This window comes from Sanguibacter sp. TS_SC_8 (assembly GCF_055361235.1).
On the sequence record NZ_CM143955.1, the window covers coordinates 1,242,341 to 1,264,773 of the forward strand.

The 22,433-nt window shown below is 72.7% G+C and carries 17 protein-coding genes; 14 read left to right on the forward strand and 3 right to left on the reverse strand.

Going from position 1 to position 22,433, the window contains the following annotated elements:
- Nucleotides 1-23 precede the first annotated feature (23 nt).
- From ACWA15_RS05465 to ACWA15_RS05515, 11 genes are all read left to right on the forward strand, one after another.
- Nucleotides 24-3,230 (forward strand): hypothetical protein, encoded by a 3,207-nt coding sequence (locus ACWA15_RS05465; RefSeq protein ID WP_464058428.1) that lies wholly within the window; start codon nt 24-26, stop codon nt 3,228-3,230.
- Nucleotides 3,227-5,950 carry a hypothetical protein gene (locus ACWA15_RS05470; protein ID WP_464058429.1) on the forward strand — a complete coding sequence of 908 codons (2,724 nt, stop codon included), beginning with the start codon at nt 3,227-3,229 and terminating at the stop codon, nt 5,948-5,950. The genes ACWA15_RS05465 and ACWA15_RS05470 overlap by 4 nt, the downstream gene beginning before the upstream one ends.
- Before the next feature lie 5 nt (nt 5,951-5,955).
- A complete protein-coding gene (locus tag ACWA15_RS05475) occupies nt 5,956-6,924 on the forward strand; it encodes an ABC transporter ATP-binding protein (RefSeq protein ID WP_464058430.1) in 969 nt (322 codons plus the stop codon).
- Nucleotides 6,921-7,628: an ABC transporter ATP-binding protein gene (locus tag ACWA15_RS05480; RefSeq protein WP_464058431.1), complete on the forward strand. Its 708-nt coding sequence runs from the start codon at nt 6,921-6,923 to the stop codon at nt 7,626-7,628. Before ACWA15_RS05475 ends, ACWA15_RS05480 begins: the two co-directional genes overlap by 4 nt.
- A gap of 215 nt (nt 7,629-7,843) precedes the next feature.
- Complete coding sequence (gene typA / locus ACWA15_RS05485) at nt 7,844-9,754, forward strand: translational GTPase TypA (RefSeq protein WP_464058432.1); 1,911 nt, start codon at nt 7,844-7,846, stop codon at nt 9,752-9,754.
- Nucleotides 9,755-9,867: 113 nt separating this feature from the next.
- On the forward strand, nt 9,868-10,863 hold the full coding sequence (locus tag ACWA15_RS05490) for a PIG-L family deacetylase (RefSeq protein ID WP_464059421.1): 996 nt from the start codon (nt 9,868-9,870) through the stop codon (nt 10,861-10,863).
- Between the two features lie 131 nt (nt 10,864-10,994).
- Nucleotides 10,995-11,423, forward strand: a complete 429-nt coding sequence (locus ACWA15_RS05495) for a DUF6113 family protein (RefSeq protein ID WP_464058433.1) — start codon at nt 10,995-10,997, stop codon at nt 11,421-11,423.
- Nucleotides 11,424-11,915: 492 nt separating this feature from the next.
- On the forward strand, nt 11,916-13,658 hold the full coding sequence (locus ACWA15_RS05500) for a VanW family protein (protein WP_464058434.1): 1,743 nt from the start codon (nt 11,916-11,918) through the stop codon (nt 13,656-13,658).
- A 65-nt stretch (nt 13,659-13,723) separates the two neighbouring features.
- Nucleotides 13,724-14,584, forward strand: a complete 861-nt coding sequence (locus tag ACWA15_RS05505) for a hypothetical protein (RefSeq protein WP_464058435.1) — start codon at nt 13,724-13,726, stop codon at nt 14,582-14,584.
- Nucleotides 14,581-15,549 carry a prephenate dehydratase gene (locus ACWA15_RS05510; protein WP_464058436.1) on the forward strand — a complete coding sequence of 323 codons (969 nt, stop codon included), beginning with the start codon at nt 14,581-14,583 and terminating at the stop codon, nt 15,547-15,549. The genes ACWA15_RS05505 and ACWA15_RS05510 overlap by 4 nt, the downstream gene beginning before the upstream one ends.
- On the forward strand, nt 15,546-16,682 hold the full coding sequence (locus tag ACWA15_RS05515) for a prephenate dehydrogenase (RefSeq protein ID WP_464058437.1): 1,137 nt from the start codon (nt 15,546-15,548) through the stop codon (nt 16,680-16,682). Before ACWA15_RS05510 ends, ACWA15_RS05515 begins: the two co-directional genes overlap by 4 nt.
- 245 nt (nt 16,683-16,927) lie before the next feature.
- Here ACWA15_RS05515 and ACWA15_RS05520 read toward each other — a convergent pair whose 3' ends face one another.
- Nucleotides 16,928-17,179, reverse strand: coding sequence for a hypothetical protein (locus ACWA15_RS05520; RefSeq protein ID WP_464058438.1), 252 nt, complete (start codon nt 17,177-17,179; stop codon nt 16,928-16,930).
- A gap of 201 nt (nt 17,180-17,380) precedes the next feature.
- On the opposite strand from ACWA15_RS05520, the gene fdxA reads away from it, so the two are divergent.
- From fdxA to ACWA15_RS05535, 3 genes are all read left to right on the forward strand, one after another.
- Nucleotides 17,381-17,698, forward strand: a complete 318-nt coding sequence (gene fdxA, locus ACWA15_RS05525) for a ferredoxin (protein WP_464058439.1) — start codon at nt 17,381-17,383, stop codon at nt 17,696-17,698.
- 13 nt (nt 17,699-17,711) lie between these two features.
- Nucleotides 17,712-18,839 carry a succinyldiaminopimelate transaminase gene (gene dapC, locus ACWA15_RS05530; protein WP_464058440.1) on the forward strand — a complete coding sequence of 376 codons (1,128 nt, stop codon included), beginning with the start codon at nt 17,712-17,714 and terminating at the stop codon, nt 18,837-18,839.
- A gap of 239 nt (nt 18,840-19,078) precedes the next feature.
- Nucleotides 19,079-20,377: a citrate synthase gene (locus ACWA15_RS05535; RefSeq protein WP_464058441.1), complete on the forward strand. Its 1,299-nt coding sequence runs from the start codon at nt 19,079-19,081 to the stop codon at nt 20,375-20,377.
- A gap of 41 nt (nt 20,378-20,418) precedes the next feature.
- On the opposite strand, the gene ACWA15_RS05540 is transcribed toward ACWA15_RS05535, so the two are convergent.
- Both ACWA15_RS05540 and dapD read right to left on the reverse strand, forming a co-directional pair.
- A complete protein-coding gene (locus ACWA15_RS05540; protein ID WP_464059422.1) occupies nt 20,419-21,327 on the reverse strand; it encodes a hypothetical protein in 909 nt (302 codons plus the stop codon).
- A gap of 112 nt (nt 21,328-21,439) precedes the next feature.
- Nucleotides 21,440-22,381, reverse strand: coding sequence for a 2,3,4,5-tetrahydropyridine-2,6-dicarboxylate N-succinyltransferase (gene dapD / locus ACWA15_RS05545; protein ID WP_464058442.1), 942 nt, complete (start codon nt 22,379-22,381; stop codon nt 21,440-21,442).
- Between the last annotated feature and the right edge of the window lie 52 nt (nt 22,382-22,433).

The following is a 22,433-nucleotide window of genomic DNA, read 5'->3' on the forward strand; positions in this document are numbered from 1 at the left end:
CGACACGGGCACGGGGGCTTGCCATGACGAGGTGGGACGGGACGGTCCGCGCGCGGCTGCGCGCGTACCGGACGACCCTGGTCGCCCTGGCGACCCTCACCGCGCTCGTGACGGCCGCCGTCGGGGGGACGTTCGCCTTCGTCGAGCAGACCTCGACGCAGTCCGTCCAGACAGCCCCCGAGCTCAGCTCGGGGGCCGCCGCCGTGCTCCGGCTGGACACCCGGATCGCTGCGGACGCCGCGGAGCAGGACCTGCTCGCCCGCGCGGTCATCGACGGCACGCTCGCCGGTGCACCGGTCGACGTGCTCCGGTCCGTGCGCACCGAGCCCGTGACACCGCAGGTCGGGGACGAGAACCTCGTCCAGGTCGTGCTTGTCGCCGACCCGGCCCTGCCCGCCCATGCCGAGCTGACCGGCGGAACCTGGCCCGACGACGCCGGACAGGGTGCCGTGCGCGCCTCGGCGGCCTTCGGCGTCGACGTCGGTGAGCAGATCGTCGTGGGCGGCGCGACGGTGACGATCGTCGGCCTGTGGGAACCCACCGCGCCGGACTCCCCGTTCTGGGCGACGGACACCCTCGCGACCGAGGCCGGCGAAGAGCCCCCGGTGATCCTTGTCGACGAGACCACCGTGCTCACCGTCCAGGACGATCCCTTCGTCCGGTGGAGCCTGCTTCCCCGGGTCACCGAGCTCACCGTCGAGGACACCGCTGCGATGGCCGCCGGGCTGGCGGGCCTGCGCGGCACGCTCCAGGCGTCACCCGCGCAGGTCCGCGGCGTCGTGGAGACGGGCACCCTGACGGCGACCGTCGCGCGGCTCGACGCCGAGGCGACCACCGCCCGGTCGGTGACCGGGGTGCCGATCGTCGTGCTCCTGCTCATCAGCCTCGTCTCCGTGGTCCAGGTCGCGCGTCTGCTGGTGGCCATCCGGGGCCGGGAGTCCCAGATGCTCGTGGCGCGCGGCGCCTCGGTGCCGCAACTAGGCCTGCTCGCAGCTGCCGAGGCGGTCCCGTGCGCGGTCGCCGGCGCTCTCGTGGGGGCTGGGCTGTCCTGGGTCGCGGTCACCGCGGCCACCCCCGGCAGCCTCACCGACGCCGCCTGGCGGTGGATCGTCCTCAGCGCGGCGTTCCTCGCCGTCTCCGTCGTCGCGGTCCTCGTCACGGTCGTCGTGCTGGATGCGCGCGGGCTCGCGCGGCTACGCGCCGTGGACGCCGCGGGGCGGACCCGGACCGTCGTCGGGCTCGGAGCGCTCGTGCTGCTGGTCGCCGCCGCGGCGTTGTCCGGGTGGCGGGTCTGGCGCGCGCAGGGGCAGGTGGTCCCCTCGGCCGAGGAGCTCGTGGTCCTGGCGCCCGGGATCCTCCTGCTGACCGGGGCCCTGGTCGCGCTCGTGGTGCTCGCGCCGACTCTGCGCCTGGTCGACATGTGGGCCGGCCGGCGGCGCGGCCTGGCACCGGCGCTGCCCGCCCGCCAGGTCTCCCGGCGGCTGGCCGGCTACGCGGTCCCCGCGGTCCTCGTCGCGCTCGCCACGGGCGCCCTCGTACTCGCCGACACCTACGACGCCACCCGGGCCGGGCTGCAAGGACATGTGGACGCGGTGGGGGCCGGGACCGACGTCCGGGTGCTCACCGGCGCCCGGGGCACGGTCACCCCGCGGACCACCGTCCCGGCCGTCGACGGCGGGGACGGAGCGCAGAGCTCGCTCGTGCTCAATGCGACCGGCGACGTCGGTGACGCCGAGGTCCGGGTGCTCGGTGTGCCCGGCGGTCGGCTCGACGCCGTGCTGCCGGCCTCCGGCCCCGGTGCCGCGTCCGAGCTCGCCCCGCTCGCCGGTGCAGCCGAGGAGACACTGCCCGGACTGGCGCTGCCGGCCGGCGCCGTCGACCTCGCCGTCTCCGTGCACGGCCGAGCCGGTGCTGTCCCCGCCGAGGAGATGCTGTGGGGGTGGTCCGCGGTGGGCGGGCGGCCGGTGCGGGTCACCACGACGCTGTGGCTCGCCGACACGTCCGGGGGGCTTGTGCAGGTCCCCGGTCCGACGGCGTCTCTCCCCGTCGTCGGCGAGTTCACGGACGCCGTGCTCACCGAGCCCGCCACGGTGCGCGCCGACGTGCCGGGCGGCGGTCCCTGGCGGGTGGTGGCCGTGGACGTCGTGGTCGACAAGCACGACGCCGACGTGAGGTTCCAGGTGGTCGTGCCGGTCGTGTCCGTGACGCTCGCCACGGGTGACCTGGTCCCGCTCGGCGCGGGTGCCGACCCGGGCTGGACGTTCGCGGAGGACCTCGTGGGGTCGGGCCTGACCTCGCCCTGGACCGGGGAGGTGACCGTCCAGGTTGCCGACGGCCACGACATCGACGTCACGGCGGACCTCGTCTACGGACTGGCCGCCGAGCGCGTGCGCCTCACTGTGGGAGGGGCGGGTGCGGACCCCGGTTCCGGCACCGGCACCGGGTCCGATCGGCCGACGGAGGTCCCCGCCCTGGCCACCGCCGGTCTGCTGGACCGGCTGGAGCTGGAGGTCGGCGACACGACCGACCTGCGGATCACCGGCGGCCGGGTGTCGGTCCGGCTCGTCGGGGAGCTCGCGGTCGTCCCGGGGGGACTCGACTCGATGGCCCTGGCCGTCGACCTCGACGCGCTGCACGCCCACGGTCTGCGCTCACGCCCGGCTCCCGTGGTGGCCAACGAGATCTGGATCGCGGTGGGCCCGGGGGTGTCGGTCGCGGACTCGGCTGCGGCCGTCGCTGCGGCTGTCCCCGCAGGCTGGACGGTCGTGAGCGCGGTGAGCGGCCCCCCGGGGATCTCCGGGTCGATCGGGACCGCCTTCTGGCTCGCCGCGGCAGGCGCCGTGGCCCTGGCCCTGGCCGGGACATGGTCGGTCCTGGGCGCACTGGCGCGGGACCGGCGCGGGGAGGTCGTGGCGCTGCGCTCGGTCGGGGTCACCGCGTCGCAGCAGGGCCGGTCCCGCAGTCTCGAGCTCACCGGGATCGTTGTCTTCGCATTGCTCGCTGGACTGTTCGCCGGCGTGGTCGTCGCCGGGGCGGTCGTCGGGCTCTTCGCCCGGATCAGCGTCCCGGCCGCACCGTCCGGGCTCACCCAGGCGGTCACGGTCGCCGCAGCACCCGGCGCTCTCGCTCTGGGCGGGCTCGTGCTCGGAGCCGCGCTGCTCGGCTGGGCCCATGCCCGGGCGGTCCGCCGTCAGGCGCTCGACCTCGACCACCGGGAGGACGCCCAGTGACACGCCCAGTGACACGCCCCCGCACCCCCCGTGCCTACCGTTCCTACCGTGCGACGACGACACCGGCCCTGCTGGGCCGGATCTTGCGCGACGACCGACGGATCGGCGTCGTCGTCCTGCTCGTCGTGATCGTCACCGCTGCACTGCTCGCGGCCCTGCCGCGCGCCGTGCACACGCTGGCCGACGACATCGTCGCCGACCGGATGGCACGCACCACCACGCTCGTGAGTGACCTCACCGCCCGGCCGACCGAGATGGCCGTCGGCCCCGCGCGCCCCGGGACGACGTCGACGGTCCCGGCCGAGTGGGAGACCACCTTCGGGCTGCTCGACGGCGCGCTCCAGCAGACCCGGTCCGCCCTGCCGCAGCCGATGGCCCAGATCGTCGGCGCGGGCCGGGTCCGGCTGGCGACCGGGGGCGTGTCCGTGCCCCCCGTCCCCGGGCACGACGTGCGCTTCCCTAAGATCGAGCTCGTCGCCGACCCGCACATCGCGGAGTACACGACGCTCACCGCCGGCCGCTGGGCGCTCGCGCAGGACTGGTCGACGGCGGACGCGGCGCTCAGACCCGCAATCGAGATCGTCCTCGAGGAGTCCAGCGCCGACCGGTTGGCGTGGGGGATGGGGGAAACCCGCGAGACGGGGCCCGAGACCCTCGTCCTGGTGGGCACGTACGTGGCCGACGACACCGGCGACAGCTACTGGACGCACAGCCCGGCGGCGTCCGGTCCGCGGGTCATCGACGACCCCGACCTCGGCCTGATCGTCGTGGCCGCCGGCTACGTCGGGCCGGAGAACAACTCGATGCTCACTCTCGCCCCGAAGCTGTCCCTCTGGTTCCCGGTCGAGGCGACGACCCTCAGGGCGACCGACATCGACCAGGTGGTCAGCCAGCTCCGCGCCTTCACCGCGCAGCGTCAGGACGCGGGGGTCCCCGCCACCTTCTCCACCGAGCTCGTCGGTGTCCTGGAGACCGTCCAGCGGGACGTGGCCGCGACCACCGCGATCGTCGCGCTCGTGGCGTCCGGGCCGATCGCGGTCCTTGTGATGCTGCTGGTCGCGGCCGTCCGGATGATCCACGACCGACGCCGTCCCGCTATCGCGCTGGCGCGCGCCCGCGGCGCGTCCGGGGTCCAGATCCGCATCGTGCTGGCGGGAGAAGGGGCCGTCCTGGGACTCCTGGGGGCAGGGGTCGGGGCGGCCGTCGCCGTCGGGGTCCTCCCTGGACCGACGACCGCTGCGGTTCTCCTCGGCCCGGCCCTGGTGGCCGTCGTCCCCGCAGTCGTGCTGGCCGCCAGCGGCCTCCCGGCGGGACTGCGGACCGAGCGCCCCGGACATGTGCGGAGCCGGCTGCGGTGGGTCTGGGAGGTGCTCGTCGTCGCAGCGGCGGTCCTCGCCACGGTCCAGCTGCTGCGGCGCGGGGTCGCCGGCGCGGGCGGCCTCGACCCGATGCTCGTCACCGCGCCCGCTCTGGTGGGTGTCGCCGTGGCGGTCTTGGTGGCGCGCGGCGCGCCCGCCCTGCTCGCCGTCGTCGTGCGGCTGACCGCTGCGGGACGCGGTGCGTTCGCCTTCCTCGGGTCGGCTTCAGCGCAGCGTGACGGCCGCGGGCGGCTGCCCGCGGCGATCGGCCTCGTCGTCGCCGTGACGGTCGCCGTGCTCTCGACTGTGCTCCTGACGACCGTGCGCTCCGGGCTGGAGACGGACGCGTGGACCACGGTCGGCGCCGACCTGCGCCTGACCGGTCCGCACGTGGACGACGCGACCCTCGCCCAGGTCCGAGCGATCGACGGGGTGGTCGCCGCCACGACCGTGACCGATGTGACGCCTGCCGCGGTCACGACCGCGGACGGCCGGTCCCCGGCGCAGGTGCTCCTCGTCGACAGCGTCGACCTCAGCGATGTCCAGGAGGCCGTCCCCGGGTGGACGGTGCCGACCGGGCTCGGAGCGCCGGACCCGGCGGGCCTGCGTGCGGTGGTCTCCGACGGGGTCGACGCGTCGCCCGGGCCCGTCACGCTCTCCGTCGACGCGCACACCCTCGAGGTCGCGGTGACCGGGACGGCCGCCACCGTGCCCGGTGCGTCGCGCGGGACGCGGTGGGTGTTGCTCGAGCGGTCCGCCGTCGCGGAGGCGACCGGGGCGACCTACCGCCCGCGGATCCTGCTGGTCCGCCTCGACGAGGCAGCAGATGCCCCACAGCGCGACGCCGTCGCGGACCAGGTCGTCGCGCTCACCGGTCCGGGTGCGCTCGAGCTGCGGACCGAGGCCGTCGCGACGCGGCTCACCGACCCCACGCTCCGTGGGCTGCAGACCACCGTGCTCATCGCACTGATCACGGCCCTCGGGCTCGGGGCGGCGACCGTGGCAGCGAGCGAGGCCGCCGCCCAGCCTCGCCGGGAGCGCCTCTTCGCCGTCCTGGAGATCCTCGGCATGCCGCGGCGCCGGGGGCAGGTGGTCAGCGTGTGGGAGGTCGCGTCGTGGACCCTCCCGTCGATCCTCGGTGGCCTGGGTCTGGGCCTGGCGCTGCCGGTCCTCGTCCATCGGGTGGTCGACCTCCGGGCCTTCACCGGGGGGAGCGCGGAGGTCGCGCTCGTCTACCCGCCAGGATGGGTCGCGCTCGTCCTGGGTGTCTTCGTCCTCGTCGTCGCAGGCTGCGGACTCGCCTCCGCCGCCGTGGGACGCACAGTCAGCTCCGCAGCGCTGCTGCGGTCGGTTCAGGAGTGAGCGACATGACGATCGACCAGCACCCCGCGAGGGCACGCAGCGCCCTCGACCCGGCAGGCCCGCCCGCACCGGCCGCTGATCCCGGCGCCGGCACCCCGGACATCCTGTGCCGCGACCTCGTGCGGATCTTCGTCACCGACGGGATCGAGGTGCAGGCGCTGCAGGGGCTGAACCTCCGGGTCGACCGCAGCGAGATCGTCGCGGTCGTGGGAGCCTCCGGATCGGGCAAGTCGACGCTCCTGTCGATCCTGTCCGGCCTCGACCGGCCGACCGGCGGCACCGCCCAGGTCGCGGGCACCGACCTGCTGACCATGGGCCGACGCCAGCGGGTCGCCTACCAGCGCCGCACCGTCGGCTTCGTCTGGCAGCAGGCCGCACGCAACCTCCTTCCCTACCTGACGGCGGCCCAGAACGTCGCCGTCCCGCTGATGATCACGCGCGCACCGGCGCGCGCGGCGCGGGTCGCCGAGCTGCTCGACCTGCTCGGGGTGGGGGAGTGCGCCGACCGGCTGCCCGCTCAGCTGTCGGGTGGTCAGCAGCAGCGGGTGGCGATCGCGGTAGCCGTGGCCGCCTCACCCACGGTGCTGCTCGCCGACGAGCCGACCGGTGAGCTCGACGAGGCGACCTCGGCTGAGGTGCTGGAGATGCTGCGTACGGTCAACGCCGAGACCGGGGTGACCACGCTCATCGTCACGCACGACCCGGCCGTCTCCGAGCACGTGGCCCGGACGGTGCAGATCCGGGACGGGCGCACCTCGACCGAGGTGCTGCGCCGCACCGAGGTCGACGAGGACGGGACGGCCCGGCACGTCGCCGAGGAGTTCGCGGTGCTCGACCGGGTCGGGCGCCTGCAGCTGCCGCCCGAGTTCGTCCAGAGCCTCGACCTGCGGGACCGGGTGCGGCTCGCGCTCGAGGTCGACCACGTCGGGCTGTGGCCGGGCGCACCCGCCCGAGCCGAGGAGGAGAGACCGTGACGACGACCGTGACCACGCCCGTGCATCCGGGACGGACGGGCCTGCTCCGGGCCGAGGCGGTCAGCCGCAGCTTCAGCACGCCCGCGGGCCAGGTGCATGCGGTCCGTGAGGTCTCGCTGTCGGTCGAGGCAGGTGAGCTCGTGGTGCTCCGGGGCCGGTCCGGCTCGGGCAAGACCACCCTGCTCAACCTGCTCGGCGGCATCGACGAGCCGACCTCCGGGACCGTGAGCGTGGGCGGGGCGCGGCTGGACTCCCTCGACGCGGCGGGACGGCTGCAGCTGCGGACCCAGGGCGTCGGCTACGTGCTGCAGTCCTTCGGCCTCATCCCGGTGCTGTCCGCGGCGGAGAACGTCGAGATCCCGCTACGGCTCATGCGGACCGACCCCGGTGACCGGGCGGAGCGGGTAGCGCGGGTGCTCGACCTCGTGGGGCTGTCCGGTCACGCCCACCAGCGCCCCCACGAGCTCTCTGGAGGGCAGCAGCAGCGGGTGGGCATCGCCCGCGCGCTCGTCGCGCGGCCCTCGATCCTGCTCGCGGACGAACCGACCGGCCAGCTCGACTCCTCGACCGCGACCACGATCATGGACCTGCTCCGTGAGCTCACGGCGGCGGCGGGTGTCGCGGCCCTGATCGCCACCCACGACCCGTTGCTCGTCGCCCGCGCGGACCGGGTGCTGACCATGCACGACGGACGTGTCTCCTGACACATTGCTCGGTGATCCACCTGCCGGTGGTCGGCAAGGATCCGGCGGAGGGTACAATTGCATAGGTCAACGTCGTCCGTGTGCTGATTTGTGCTCCAGGCGTGCTTACGCGCGCCGTCCCCGCCGGACCAATGACGCGTGACCACTGGGTGATCAGCAGCGTGCACCTGCGCGCTGCACCCCGTTCCTTCTCACACTGTGAAATGAGTTTCTCTATGTCTGTGCGCTCCGACCTGCGTAACGTCGCGATCGTCGCCCACGTTGACCACGGCAAGACGACCCTCGTCGACGCGATGCTGAAGCAGTGCGGCGCCTTCGGTGCGCACGCTCACGTGGACGAGCGCGCCATGGACTCCGGCGACCTCGAACGCGAGAAGGGCATCACGATCCTCGCGAAGAACACCGCCGTGCGTTACAACGGACCGGCCGCGGCCGCCTCCGGCTCGCCCGACGGCATCACCATCAACGTGATCGACACCCCCGGCCACGCCGACTTCGGCGGAGAGGTCGAGCGCGGCCTGTCCATGGTCGACGGCGTCGTCCTCCTCGTCGACGCGTCTGAGGGCCCGCTGCCCCAGACACGCTTCGTCCTGCGCAAGGCGCTCGTCGCCAAGCTCCCTGTGATCCTCGTGGTCAACAAGACCGACCGCCCCGACTCCCGCATCGAAGAGGTCGTCGCCGAGGCGACCGACCTGCTGCTGGGTCTCGCGAGCGACCTCGCCGACGAGGTCCCCGACCTCGACCTCGACGCGATCCTCGACATGCCGGTCATCTACGCCGCTGCCAAGGTCGGGCGCGCCTCGACCGTCCAGCCCGCTGACGGCACGGTTCCTGAGAGCGAAGACCTCGAGCCGCTGTTCAAGATGATCCTCGAGAAGATCCCGGCCCCCACGTACACCGAGGGCGCGCCGCTCCAGGCCCACGTCACGAACCTCGACGCCTCGCCGTTCCTGGGCCGTCTCGCCCTGCTGCGCATCTTCAACGGCACCATCAACAAGGGCCAGACCGTGGCCTGGGCCCGCGCCGACGGCACGATGCAGAACGTCAAGATCACCGAGCTGCTCGAGACGAAGGCGCTCACCCGCGTCTCGGTCGACTCCGCAGGCCCCGGCGAGATCGTCGCCGTCGCCGGCATCGAGGACATCACGATCGGTGAGACCCTCACCGACCCTGACGACCCGCGTCCGCTCCCGCTCATCACGGTCGACGACCCGGCCATCTCGATGACCATCGGTATCAACACCTCCCCGCTCGCGGGCAAGGGCGGCAAGGGCCACAAGGTCACCGCCCGTCAGGTGAAGGACCGCCTCGACAAGGAGCTCATCGGTAACGTCTCGCTCCGCGTGCTGCCGACCGAGCGTCCTGACGCCTGGGAGGTCCAGGGCCGTGGAGAGCTCGCGCTCGCCATCCTCGTGGAGCAGATGCGCCGCGAAGGCTTCGAGCTGACGGTCGGCAAGCCTCAGGTCGTCACCAAGCAGGTCGACGGCAAGACGCACGAGCCGACCGACCGCATGACCATCGACGTCCCCGAGGAGTACCTCGGTGCCGTCACCCAGCTGCTCGCGCAGCGCAAGGGCCGCATGGAGACCATGTCCAACCACGGCACCGGCTGGGTCCGTATGGAGTTCGTCGTCCCCGTCCGCGGCCTCATCGGCTTCCGCACGCGCTTCCTCACGGACACGCGCGGAACCGGGATCGCCTCGTCCATCGCCGAGGGCTTCGAGCCGTGGGCCGGTGCGATCGACACCCGTGTCAACGGATCGCTCGTCGCCGACCGCCCCGGTGCCGTCACCCCGTTCGCGATGATCAACCTGCAGGAGCGCGGCTCCTTCTTCGTCGACCCCACGCAGGAGGTCTACGAGGGCATGATCGTCGGCGAGAACTCGCGCAACGAGGACATGGACGTCAACATCACCAAGGAGAAGAAGCTCACGAACATGCGCGCTGCGAGCAGCGACACGTTCGAGAACCTCACCCCGCCGAAGCACCTCACCCTCGAGGAGTCCCTCGAGTTCGCCCGCGAGGACGAGTGCGTCGAGGTCACCCCCGAGGTCGTGCGCATCCGCAAGGTCATCCTCGACCAGTCCGAGCGTGCCCGTGCGTTCTCCCGCTCGAAGAAGGGCTGATCGCACCCTGATCAGCTGCTGAGCCCCCGGGCTCCCTCGACGATGGCCACCAGGCTCACCTGGTGGCCATCGTCGTCTGCTCACCGACGACTCGCTGTCAGGATGGACCCGTGATGATCACCGAAGCCTCGCTCCCGACCGGCCCTCTGCTCGCCGTGCACGCCCATCCCGACGACGAGACGCTCGCGACCGGCGCGCTGCTCGCCACGTGGGCGGCCTCCGGTCAGCCGGTGACCCTGGTGACCTGCACCCGCGGGGAGCGGGGCGAGGTGATCGACGCCGCGCTCGCCCACCTCGAGGGGGACGGTCTGGGCCTGGCGGAGCACCGCGAGGGTGAGCTCGCCGGCGCCCTGGCCGCGCTGGGCGTGCGCGACCATCGCTACCTCGACGAGCTCGTCGCCGGGGTCGCGGTGGGAGACGCAGCCGACGCCGCCGGGGCACCGGCCCGCTATGAGGACTCCGGCATGGCGTGGGTGGGTGCGGCGGGCGGCCAGGCCGGCCAGGCCGACTCCGTCCCTGCGCGCGCCCTCGTCGCCGCGCCCCTCGACGAGGCCGCCGGGGCCCTCGCCGAGCTCATCCGCGACCGCCGTCCGGCCGTCGTGGTGACCTACGAGGGAGGCGGCGGGTACGGGCATCCCGACCACGTGCGCACCCACGAGATCACCGTGCGCGCACTCCGGCTCGCCGCGCAGGCGTCCGGGACCCGTCCCGCCCACGTGCCCGACGACGTGTGGTGGGCCGTCGTCCCGGCACCGGTCGTGCGCGGCTCCCGGGCCGCGCTGCGCGCCCTGTCCACGAGTGACCCGGACCTGGCCCGGCTGCTCGCGGCGGCGCCGTCGGCCACCCTGCCCGACCCGAGCGTGCCCGACGCCGCGCTGCCGGCCGCCGCCGCGCCCGGCCTGCCCGTGGTCGCGACGATCGACGCCGCGGCGGTCCTCGACCGCGTCGAGGCCGCGCTGCGGGCGCACGCGACCCAGGTGCACTGGATCCACCGGCTGTCCGCCGGCGGGCCCGAGGTCGCCGGTGCCGGGCTGGCCGGCTGGTACGCCCTGAGCAACGACGTCCTCGTCCCGTGGTTGACCCACGAGCACTACGCCCGCGCTGAGTGAGCCGGTGTGAGCTCGGTGTAGGCCCAGTGTGAGCCCGGACTGAGTGCACTCTCAGTGCAGTTTCCGGCCAGTCTGAGTCCACTCAGCGGGCGGTCAGTGGACTGTCAGGCTGGGGCGGTACCGTCTCGGGTATGTCTGACCCGTACTCCGCGCCCGCGGACCCCTCCACGCCGCCTCCAGCGGCGTACGCCCCCCAGAAGCCCCCCGCTCGGTCGAGCCTGCACCCGATCACGCTCGTCTGGTACCTGTGCGCGGCGCTGCTCGGGGCGGTGGTCGGGATCGTCGGGACGGTCATGCACCGGCAGTGGGCGCCGTGGATCCTCATCGCCGCACTGGTCACCGTGACAGTCGCCGGTGTCCTCGTGCGGGCCTGGTTGGGCGGCGGGGGACTCATCCCCTACGGCGTCGGCTGGCTCGTCGCGGTCCAGATCCTCGCCGCGCAGGGGCCCGGGGGAGACATCATCATGCCCGCGCAGCCCGTGAGCTACGCGTGGATGATCGGCGGGATGGTCATGATCGGTGTGGCCGCCTTCGCCCCCCGCCGGTGGTTCCTCGACTGAGAGCACACCGGCCGTGAGGGCGGGCACCGTACACTGGGCAGGCGGGGGCTACCGCATCCAACGCCAGTCCACGGGGTTCACCCCGGCCTTCTTCGCGAGTGGAGCGACCAGATGACCAGCAGTGCCGACGAGACGACTCCGGTGCCGCAGAGCTCGACGCCTCTGCCATCTCAGCCGCTCGACGGACGCGGCGGACCTGCGGCGACAGCCGCCGGTACCCCCCGCGGCGAGGGAAGCTCGTCCGGTTTCACGGGCCAGAGGCTGAGCTACCCGGTCCTGCAGCGTCCCCCGGTCGAGGAGCCCGCACCCGTGCGGCCCGCCGGAGAGGGCGCTGATCCTGCGCCCGCCGACGCTGCACCCTCCACGTCTGAGTCCGTCAAGTCGGAACCGGCCACGTCGGAATCCGCAACCTCTGAGTCCGTCACCTCTGAGTCCGTCACCTCTGAGCCTGCCTCCGACCCCCAGACTCCCCAGACCCCCCAGGATGAGACCGTGCCCGCACAGACCACCACCGAGCCGCTCCAGGGCACCGGATCCCCGCTGAGCGTGTTCGACGGCGACGACTCCGGACGGCGCTGGCCCAAGGTCCTGCTGTGGACCGGGATCGGCGTCGTCATCGCGGCTGGCGCCTACGTCGGAGCCCAGTGGCACTTCGCCGACCGGATCGCCCGGGGCACCACGGTCGCGGGGGTGGAGATCGGTGGTCTGTCCTCCAGCGACGCTGTGGCGCGCCTGACGACCGAGCTCGGCGGGATCTCCACCGCGCCGATCCCGGTCACCGCCGGTGGCGCGGCGACGACCATCGACCCGGTGAGCGCGGGCCTGACCTTCGACGCTGCGGCGACGGTCGACGGCCTGACCGAGTTCACCCTCGCCCCCGGGCACCTGGTGGCCCAGGTCTCCGGCGGCCAGGAGGTCGACCCGGTAGTCGTCGTCGACGAGGCGAAGCTGGCCGCTGCGACCGAGGTGCTGACCGTCGATCTCGCCGTGGCACCGACGAGCGGCACGGTGGGCTTCGTGGACGCCGCCGCGGTGCAGACCCCCGCGGTGGACGGTACCGCCCTCGACGAGGAGGGCGCTGCCGAGGTCGTCGCCGCCGGCTGGCTCTCCGCCGTCCGCCCGATCGACCTGCCCACGACCACGGTGGAACCGGACATCACCCAGGCCGAGACGGACGCCGCCTTCGCCCAGGCGCAGCAGGTCGCGGCGTCGTCGGTGTCGGTCACCGTGGCCGGCCAGGTCGCCGAGATCCCGGTCGACTTCCTCACCGCGGCCGCGACCTTCACCCCCACCGACGGGAACCTGGTCCTCGCCTTCGACGGCGCCATGCTCGTCCAGGACGTGCTCGACCGCACGACCAACCTTCTCGCCAACTCCTCCGACGCCACATTCGTGTTCGTCAGCGGTGCACCGGTGATCCAGCCAGGTGTCCCGGGGACAACCCTGGACCCGGCGGCCCTCGCCGCCGCCGTTCAGCAGGCCGCCCTGTCCGACGTGCGGGGCGCCGCGGTCGATCTGGTGCCGAGCGACCCGACGCAATCGACCCAGGCCCTCGAGGCGCTCGGCGTCACGACCAAGGTCGCCGAATTCTCCACCCCGCTCACCAACGAGGTCGACCGGACGGAGAACCTGCGGATCGGCGCCGAGAAGGTCACCGGCGTGCTCGTCAAGCCGGGGGAGACGTTCAGCCTGACCGAGGCGATCGGCCCGTTCACGAAGGCGAACGGCTACAAGGACGCCCACGTCATCGTCAACGGCAACATCGTCGACGGGGTCGGTGGTGGACTCTCCCAGATGTCCACGACCACGTACAACGTCGGCTTCTTCGCGGGCATGGTCGACGTCGAGCACCAGCCGCACAGCTACTGGTTCTCCCACTACCCCGAGGGCCGCGAGGCGACCCTCTACGAGGGGCAGATCGACATGAAGTGGCGCAACGACTCCCCGTACGGTGTGCTGCTGCAGTCCTGGATCGCCGACGGCAAGCTGCACGTCGCGGCGTGGAGCACCCCGCACTACACGGTCGAGACGACGACGAGCGCCCGGTCCGGTGTCGTGGCACCCACGACCGAGCACCGCACGGGCGCGACCTGCGTGCCGCAGAGCAAGGGCGGGGAAGGGTTCTCCGTCTCGGTCTGGCGCAAGGTGACGGTCACCGCGACCGGGGTTGAAGCCATCAACGAGACGAACAAGTGGCGGTACCGTCCACAGAACGCCGTGGTCTGCGACGGCTGACCCGCTACCGCTAGCATCAGGGCAGGTCCTCGTCCCATCGGCACGTCCACTGTAAGGAGCGAACGATGCTCGGCAAGAGCGCTCGCGAATCCGGTCCCCACGCACGTCTCGCAGCCTCGACGGGGGGATGGGGCGAGGGAGACCTCCTCGACCTCGGGTCCACGACCGCGACCCTGGGCACGATCGCGAACATCTCCAACCTCGCGGCCGTCGTGCACATCGGTCACCCCGCCCAGCCCACCCCCGAGCTCGAACGGTCCCTGCTCTCGGGCGACCGGTCGCTCCTGCTCACCCAGGCGGTCGCGGTCGCCTCAGAGTGGGCCTGGGTGGGTCGTACCGCCGAGGCCAACGGCACGGCGATCGTCGACGAGGCCGGGATGCGCGACTGCCGGCACGTGCTCCGGGCCATGGGCGTCAGCCCGCACCTGGTCCCCACCACCACCACGCTCGAGGAGCGCATCGCCCTCGCCGGCGAGCACGGCACCCTCGTGGTGGAGCGCTCCATCATCCCCGCCGGCTTCCAGGAGCTCCCGGGCAGCGCCCGACTGGGCCAGGTCCCGCTCATCTGGTACGGCCTGCTCGAGACCCACGAGACGCTGACCCGGTTCGAGGAGCCCGCCCAGATCTGGCTCGCCTTCGGGCCGCGCGACGACCACCGCGGGTCGCTCCAGGAGACCCTGGGTGTCATCGCCGCGACCGGGATCGACCTCCAGCACCTGCGCAGCCAGCGATCGCAGGCCGGGCCGCACATCTTCCTCACCTCCTTCACCTGCGCGAGCTCGACGGTCCTGGAGAGCCTGCTCGGGGAGTTCGCCGCGCGTGGGGTCGAGCACCGGGTGCTCGCGGTCCTCACCGGCCAGGAGTTCCTGCCCGGCCCGGACGCGCTCACCCCGGTCTGGGCGTCCGCCGAGGTCTTCGCCCGGTGACCGAGCCCGCTGCCGGGCTGCGGCTGGCCTACCTCGGGCCGGAGGGTACCTTCACCCACGAGGCCGCCCTGGGCTGGGCCGCCGGCCTGGGAGCGGGTCCGGTGCGTCGACCCGTCGACCTCGTGCCGCTGCGGACGGTCTCCGACGTCTACGCCCAGGTCGCCTCGGGTGAGGTGAGCCACGGCGTGGTGGCGATCGAGAACTCCGTGGAGGGTTACGTCGTCCCCTCCCTCGACGCGATCGTCGCGGCCGAGGACGTCGTCGCGATCGACGAGGCCTTCGTCACCATCACCTTCGACGCCTTCTCCCTGCCCGACGACGACGGCCCCTTCACGCAGGTCTCGAGCCACCCGCACGGGCTGGCCCAGTGCCAGGGCTTCGTCACCGCGCGCGACCTGGTGACCGTCCCGGCCACGTCCAACGCCGCGGCCTGCCGCGACATCGAACCCGGACAACTGGCCCTCGGGCCGCGGATCTGCGGGGAGATCTACGGTCTGCGCACCCACACCCGGTCTGTGGAGGACTTCCACGGTGCCCGCACCCGGTTCCTGCTGCTCACCAGCCGCACCAGCGCGGTCGAGGCCGGCGTGCCCGCCGGCGGTGCGACGACGTGGCGCACCATGGTCGCGATCACCCCTCACCTCACCGGCCCGGGTGTGCTGGCCCGGATCACGGCGGCCTTCGGCTCGCTGGGCGTGAACATGTCGAGCCTGATCACCCGGCCGCTCAAGGCGCTTGAGGCGCGCTACGTCTTCATCGTCACGGTCGACGGCGCCCCCTGGGACGGTCCCGTGCGCAGCGTGCTCGAAGGCCTGCTCACCGCAGGCGACTCGGTCAAGACGCTCGGCGTCTTCCCCTCCCGTGGTGAGCTCGACGAGACGGTCGAGGTGCACCGCGTCCCGGCGGGCAGCGTCCAGGCCGGTGCGGACGCATCGGTGCTGAGGCGCGGGCTGCTGTGGGCATGATCCGGGTCGCCGTCCTCGGTCTCGGCCTGATCGGCGGGTCGGTGGCCCGCCGGCTGGTCGACCGCGGCCACACGGTCGTCGGATGGGACCCAGACGGCGCAACCCGGGAGGCGGCCCGCGGCGTCGGCATCACGATCCTCGCCTCGCTCCATGACCTGGCCCGCGCCGACGTCGACCTCGTGGTCCTGGCGGTCCCGCTGCGAGCGGTCGACCAGACCGCCGACCTCCTCGCCGGGGTCCTGCCACCCGGCACCGTGGTCACGGACGTGGCGAGCGTCAAGACCCCGGTCCGGGCCGCCATGGTCCGGGTGGGCCTGGGCGAGCAGTACGTGGGTGCGCACCCGATGGCCGGGACCGAGCACAGCGGCTTCCGTGCCTCCGACGCCGACCTGCTCGTCGGGGTGCGGTGGGCGGTCACGCTCGACGCCTCGACGTCGGAGCGCGCGTTCCTCATGGTGACGGCGATGATCACGGACCTCTTCGACGGAGCGGTCTTCCCGCTCACCGACGACGTGCACGACGAGGCCGCCGCGCTCATCAGCCACGTGCCGCACGTCGTGGCGACCGAGCTGCTCAACCTCGTGGCCCACGCGGAGATCCGCGCCGTCGCGGTGGGCTTGTCTGCCGGGAGCTTCCGGGACGGCACCCGGGTCGCCCGGACCACCCCGCGCCGCACCCAGGCGATGGTGACCGACAACGCCGCCTGGGTCGCACCGGTGCTGCGCCGGGCCATCGCCGACCTCGAGCGCCTCGCCCAGGCCCTGGAGTCGAACGGCCCGACCGAGGAGTTCTTCGACCGTGCCGACATCCTGCGTGACGCACCCAGCGGCAGCGCTGCGACCGACGCCAGTGACGCAGGTGACGCGACCGGTGCGACTGGCGCGACTGGTGCGACTGGTGCGATTGACGCGACCGGCGCGACCGCTGCGACCGGCGCGATTGGTGCGACCGGCGCGACCGACGCCGCCGCGCTGACGAACGACGGCGAGCTCGGATCGGAGGTCGTGCGGAGCCTCGTCCTGGCGGACCTTCCCGGCTGGCAGGTCGAGCTGAGCCGGCTGGGTGCCCTCGGCGGCCAGGTGCTCGCGGCCGACCCCTCCCGCGGCACCGTCGTCGTCGCCACCCCCACCTGACCCGACGCCCGCCCGACCCGACCCCCGCCCGACCCGACGTCCGCCGGACCCGACGTCCGCCCGACCCGACGCCCGCCCGACCCGACGCCCGCCCGACCCGACGCCCACCCGACCCGACGCCCACCCGACCCGACGTCGGCCCGACCGCGCCGACTCCCGTCGAGCTCGTGAATCGCCCGCCGAACTCGTGAGCCAGGACCGCTGGCGGGCTCCGAGTCCCGTGGCTCACGAGTTCGGCGGGGCGCTCACGAGGTCGGCGGGGGACCGGGGCGCGGGGCGGCGTCGGCGTCGTCGGCGTTGCCGACGTCGTCGGTGCGGGGGCGTCGGCGTGGGGGAGCGGGGGGGATCGGCTTGCCGGTCGCGATCTCGTCCCCGGGGACGAGCACCTGACCCGTGCGGGTCTGCAGCCAGACGCCGTCTGGGCTGATCTCCACGACGACGCCCAGGAGGTCGGTGAACAGGTGCGAGGACCCTGCGGGCAAGGTCCGGCGGATCATCACGCGCATCCCGGGCGACCAGGCGAGCCAGACCGGGGCGTCTGGGCGCGGGCCGGAGGCGGGTGTTAGATAGTTCACAAGACCTCAAGTACTCACAGGGTGGGCAGCACGAATGTGCGCACGTGATCTAGGCGATACTAGAGTCCCGTGCCGGTCGGCACGGGAAGTCGTCTGGACTCGCCCTCCGGGAAGGACCACGAAGTGACCTACGTGATCGCTCAGCCTTGTGTCGATGTCAAGGACAAGGCGTGCATCGAAGAGTGTCCCGTGGACTGCATCTATGAGGGCAAACGATCGCTGTACATCCACCCCGACGAGTGCGTCGACTGCGGCGCCTGCGAGCCGGTCTGCCCGGTCGAGGCCATCTACTACGAGGACGACGTCCCCGAGGAGTGGTCGGAGTACTACAAGGCGAACGTCGAGTTCTTCGACGACCTCGGCTCACCGGGCGGTGCCGCGAAGATGGGCATGATCGACAAGGATCACGCCGTCATCTCCGTGCTGCCCCCGCAGGCCTGACGGCCCGCGCGCCGTGGGCTTCGCCGACCTGAGCGACCTCACCTTCCCGTGGGACACCCTCGTCCCCGCAGCCCGGCGCGCGCGGTCGCACCCCGACGGGATCGTCGATCTGTCGGTGGGCACGCCGGTCGACCCGACCCCGGAGATCATCCGGCGTGCCCTCGCGGGCGCCGCTGACGCGCACGGCTACCCCACCACCCACGGGACGATCGAGCTCCGCGAGGCCGTGACCGGCTGGTTCGCCCGACGCCGCGGCGTCGCCGGGCTCGACCCTGCTGCGGTCCTGCCGACCATCGGCTCCAAGGAGCTCGTGGGGCTGCTCCCGTCGCTGCTCAACCTCGGTCCCGGGGACACGGTCGTGCACCCGGCGATCGCCTACCCGACGTACGACGTCGGCGCCCGCCTCGCCGGCGCCACCCCGCTCCCGGCGGCACGGGTGGAGGACTGGGCCGACCGCGGCGACGTCCGGCTCGTCTGGGTCAACTCGCCGGGCAACCCCACCGGCGCCGTCCTGTCCGTCGACGAGCTCGCCGAGATCGTCGCCGCCGCGCGCCGGATCGGCGCGATCGTGGTGAGCGACGAGTGCTACGCCGAGCTCGCCTGGGACGAGCCCTGGGCGAGCGCCGGGGTGCCGAGCATCCTCGACCCGCGGGTCAACGGCGGCTCCCACGAGGGACTGCTCACCGCCTACTCCCTGTCCAAGCAGTCCAACCTCGCCGGCTACCGGGCCGCCTTCGTCGCCGGCGACCGCGCCCTGGTGACCCGGCTGCTCGAGCTGCGCAAGCACCTCGGCATGATCGTGCCTGCCCCCGTGCAGGCCGCGATGACCGTGGCGCTGTCCGACGACGCCCACGTGAGCGCCCAGCGCGAGGTCTACCGGCGTCGCCGCGAGATCATGCGGGCCGCCCTCGGCACAGCCGGGATGGTGGTCGACCACTCCCAGGCCGGGCTGTACCTGTGGGCGCGCCCCGCACAACCCGACGGCGGCGCGTGGGCCACCGTCGACACCTTCGCCGATCGAGGGATCCTCGTGGCTCCGGGGACGTTCTACGGGGCGGCCGGTGCCGGGCACGTGCGGGTGGCTCTGACCGCCTCCGACGAGCGCATCGACGCGGCAGCGGAACGCCTCGTCGCGACCTGATCGTCCGCCGCTGGTCCGGTGGCCCAGCGGCTCGTACTGTGTCTGGTATCACTGGCCGACCAGGCCATAGGCCCCTTCACGAATTGGGCACATGCGCATGTGGCAGGTACCGTCGACTACGGCCGGCGTCGTCCTTCTCCAGGACTGACTCAGGCGCACCGCGGCGCTTAACAGAGCGTCGACATGGCAGACGCACCGCTCCACCCGACCAGGGTGCGAGGTGCAGCAGGAAGGAAGACATGTCGGACACCCAGCAGCCTGCGGTCACACTCACCGTCGGAGATCGGTCCCAGAACCTCCCCGTCGTCCGGGCGACCGACGGCAACGACGGCATCGTCGTCTCCTCGCTCCTGAAAGAGACCGGGATGGTCACCGTCGACCCCGGCTTCATGAACACCGCCTCGTGCGAGTCGCAGATCACCTACATCGACGGCGACGCCGGGATCCTGCGCTACCGCGGCTACCCGATCGGCCAACTCGCCGAGAAGTCGACGTTCCTCGAGGTCGCGTACCTGCTCATCCACGGCGAGCTGCCCACGCACGCCGAGCACGACGCCTTCGTCGAGCGGGTCAACCGGCACACCCTCGTCCACGAGGACTTCCGCACCCTCATGGGGACCTTCCCGCGGACCGGGCACCCGATGGCCGTCATGGCGTCAGCGGTCAACGCGCTCTCGACGTTCTACCCCGAGGCGCTCGACCCCTTCAACGACGACACCATCGAGCTCGCCACCGTGCTGCTGCTGGCCAAGGCCCGCACGATCACGTCCTACCTGCACCGCCGCCGGGTCGGGGAGCCGCTCCTGTACCCGGACTACTCTCGCGGGTACGTCGACGACTTCCTGCGGATGACCTTCGCGGTCCCGTACCAGCAGTACGACTCCGACCCCACGGTCGTCGACGCCCTCGACAAGCTGCTCATCCTGCACGCCGACCACGAGCAGAACTGCTCCACCTCGACCGTGCGGATCGTCGGCTCGAGCCACGCGAACGTCTTCGCCTCGGTCGCCGCGGGCATCAACGCGCTGTCCGGTCCGCTGCACGGCGGGGCCAACGAGTCGGTCCTGAAGATGCTCCAGTCGATCCAGTCCTCCGACCTCACCGTCGAGCAGTTCATGGCCAAGGTCAAGGACAAGGAGGACGGCGTCCGGCTCATGGGGTTCGGGCACCGGGTGTACAAGAACTACGACCCGCGCGCCGCGATCGTCAAGAAGAGCGCCGACGCCGTCCTCAAGACCCTCGGCAAGCGCGACGAGCTGCTCGACATCGCGCTCCAGCTCGAGGAGATCGCACTGAGCGACGACTACTTCATCGAGCGCAAGCTCTACCCCAACGTGGACTTCTACACCGGCCTCATCTACAAGGCCATGGGCTTCGACCCGGCGATGTTCACGCCGCTCTTCGCCCTCGGCCGGATGCCCGGCTGGATCGCCCAGTGGCGCGAGATGATCAAGGATCCGCAGACGAAGATCGGCCGCCCGCGTCAGATCTACACCGGTGCGACCGAGCGCGACTACGTGGACCTCTCTACCCGCTGACGCGGGCTACCGGACGGACGCGGGCTACCGGACGGACGCGGTTACCGGACGGCGAGGGTGAGCAGCACGCTGGACTCTGCCAGCGTGCTGCCGCCCTCGCCGTCCGTGGCGGCGTCGCCCGTCTCGACGACCGACCAGGCGCCGTCCGCGCGGGTCCACCGCTGCCCGGCGACCGTCACCGACTCCACGCCCGTCGCGTGCGCCGACGCGACGCCCCACTGGGCGAGCGCCCACGCCAGCCGGCTCACGTCGTCGGGCGCGGGGGCGAGGGAGGCGATGTCGACGACGATCGACGTCGTCCCCTGATCGGTGATCACCAGGTCGCCGAAGTCGCGGACCACACGCTCGCCGAGGGCGAGGCGGGCAGCCGCGACCGCGACCGGGTCGTCCGCGGCGACCAGGTCGGCCTCGGTCAGCTCGCACGTCACAGTCGCCTGCAGCTGCCCGGTGAGGCCGGCCGCCCACGCCCGGGAGCGCACCTCGTGCTGGGCGTAGGCGTCCGGGAACCCGGACCGCTGCACGGCCTGCGCAGCCTCGGTCACCGGGAGCTCGGTGTACCCGGAGACCGTGTCCAGTCCGTCGAAGAACGCGTTCGTCGAGTAGACCGGGTCCATGATCTCCTCGATGGTTCCCCAGCCCTGGGACGTGCGCTGCTGGAAGAGACCCACGGAGTCGCGGTCGCCGTAGTCGATGTTGATGAGCTTCGACTCCTGCAGCGCGGTGGCCAGGGCGATGGTTGCCGCCCGTGCGGGCATCTGACGGCGCAGCGAGACCGCGGTGATCAGCGCCGCGTTGTCGGCCTGGGCGGCGGACAGCCGCCAGGTCGTGCCGTCGAGGTCGGCGGTGCACCCCTGCCGGACCGCGGCGAGCGGGGTGGTCTGCTGGAGCAGGACCACGACCCCGCCGACCGCGAGCACGACGACGACGAGGCCCGCCCCGATCGCCGCCAGTCCGCGGCGGCTCGCCCTGCGTCGCGCACGGGCCGAGCGGGCCGTGCGCGCAGAACCTGCCGTGCGGGTCGGGCGGGCTGAGGTGGCCGGGTGGGCAGGGGGCACAGGGGGATCAGTTCGCGTGCAGCGCGGCGTTGAGCTCGATGCCGACGCCTGCACGGGAGACGGCCTCGACGCCCCCGGTGAGGGAGTTGCGGCGGAAGAGGAGGTTGTTCTGGCCGGAGAGCTCACGGGCCTTGACCACGCGCGGGCCGTCGGCGCTCGCGAGAGTGACCTTGGTGCCCGCGGTCACGTACAGCCCGGACTCCACGATGCAGTCGTCGCCCAGCACGATGCCCAGGCCGGCGTTGGCGCCCAGCAGCGACCGCTCGCCGATCGAGATGACCTCGCGCCCGCCCCCGGACAGCGTGCCCATGATCGACGCGCCGCCGCCGATGTCGCTCCCGTCGCCGACGACGACCCCAGCCGACACCCGACCCTCCACCATCGAGGTGCCCAGCGTCCCGGCGTTGAAGTTCACGAAACCTTCGTGCATGACGGTCGTGCCCGGGGCGAGGTGCGCGCCCAGCCGCACCCGGTCGGCGTCGGCGATCCGGACGCCCGGGGGGACGACGTAGTCGACCATCCGCGGGAACTTGTCGACGCCGTGCACCGTCACCGGGCCGCGGGACCGCAGTCGCAGGCGGGTGGCCTCGAAGCCGTCGACCGCGCACGGGCCGAAGTTGGTCCACACGACGTTGGCCAGGACGCCGAACACCCCGTCGAGATTCTGCTCGTGGGGTGCCACCAGGCAGTGCGAGAGCAGGTGCAGGCGCAGGTAGGCGTCGGCGGCGTCGGCGGGAGCCTCGTCGAGGTCGATCTCGGTGCGGACGACCACGAGCTCGACTCCTCGGGCGTCGTCTCGCCCGGTGAGCGCCTCGAGCTCGGCCGGGACGGCCACGTCGTCCGGAGCGCTGTCGAGGGACGGGCTGGGGTACCAGACGTCCAGGGTGGTGCCGGATGAGGTCACGGTGGCCAGGCCGAAGGCCCAGGCCGTACGCGGAGTGAGAGTCATGCGACAAACCTATCCCGTGAGGGGGTGCCCCGGGGTTGCAGGATCGACCAGA

Excerpts from the sequence above, each read along its gene's own strand:
- ACWA15_RS05465 (WP_464058428.1), top strand. The coding sequence starts at position 24 with ATGACGAGGTGGGACGGGACGGTCCGCGCGCGGCTGCGCGCGTACCGG.
- ACWA15_RS05490 (WP_464059421.1), top strand. The coding sequence starts at position 9,868 with ATGATCACCGAAGCCTCGCTCCCGACCGGCCCTCTGCTCGCCGTGCAC.
- ACWA15_RS05520 (WP_464058438.1), bottom strand. The coding sequence starts at position 17,179 with ATGATCCGCCGGACCTTGCCCGCAGGGTCCTCGCACCTGTTCACCGAC.
- ACWA15_RS05495 (WP_464058433.1), top strand. The coding sequence starts at position 10,995 with ATGTCTGACCCGTACTCCGCGCCCGCGGACCCCTCCACGCCGCCTCCA.
- ACWA15_RS05535 (WP_464058441.1), top strand. The coding sequence starts at position 19,079 with ATGTCGGACACCCAGCAGCCTGCGGTCACACTCACCGTCGGAGATCGG.
- ACWA15_RS05515 (WP_464058437.1), top strand. The coding sequence starts at position 15,546 with ATGATCCGGGTCGCCGTCCTCGGTCTCGGCCTGATCGGCGGGTCGGTG.
- dapD (WP_464058442.1), bottom strand. The coding sequence starts at position 22,381 with ATGACTCTCACTCCGCGTACGGCCTGGGCCTTCGGCCTGGCCACCGTG.
- ACWA15_RS05475 (WP_464058430.1), top strand. The coding sequence starts at position 5,956 with ATGACGATCGACCAGCACCCCGCGAGGGCACGCAGCGCCCTCGACCCG.
- ACWA15_RS05505 (WP_464058435.1), top strand. The coding sequence starts at position 13,724 with ATGCTCGGCAAGAGCGCTCGCGAATCCGGTCCCCACGCACGTCTCGCA.
- typA (WP_464058432.1), top strand. The coding sequence starts at position 7,844 with ATGTCTGTGCGCTCCGACCTGCGTAACGTCGCGATCGTCGCCCACGTT.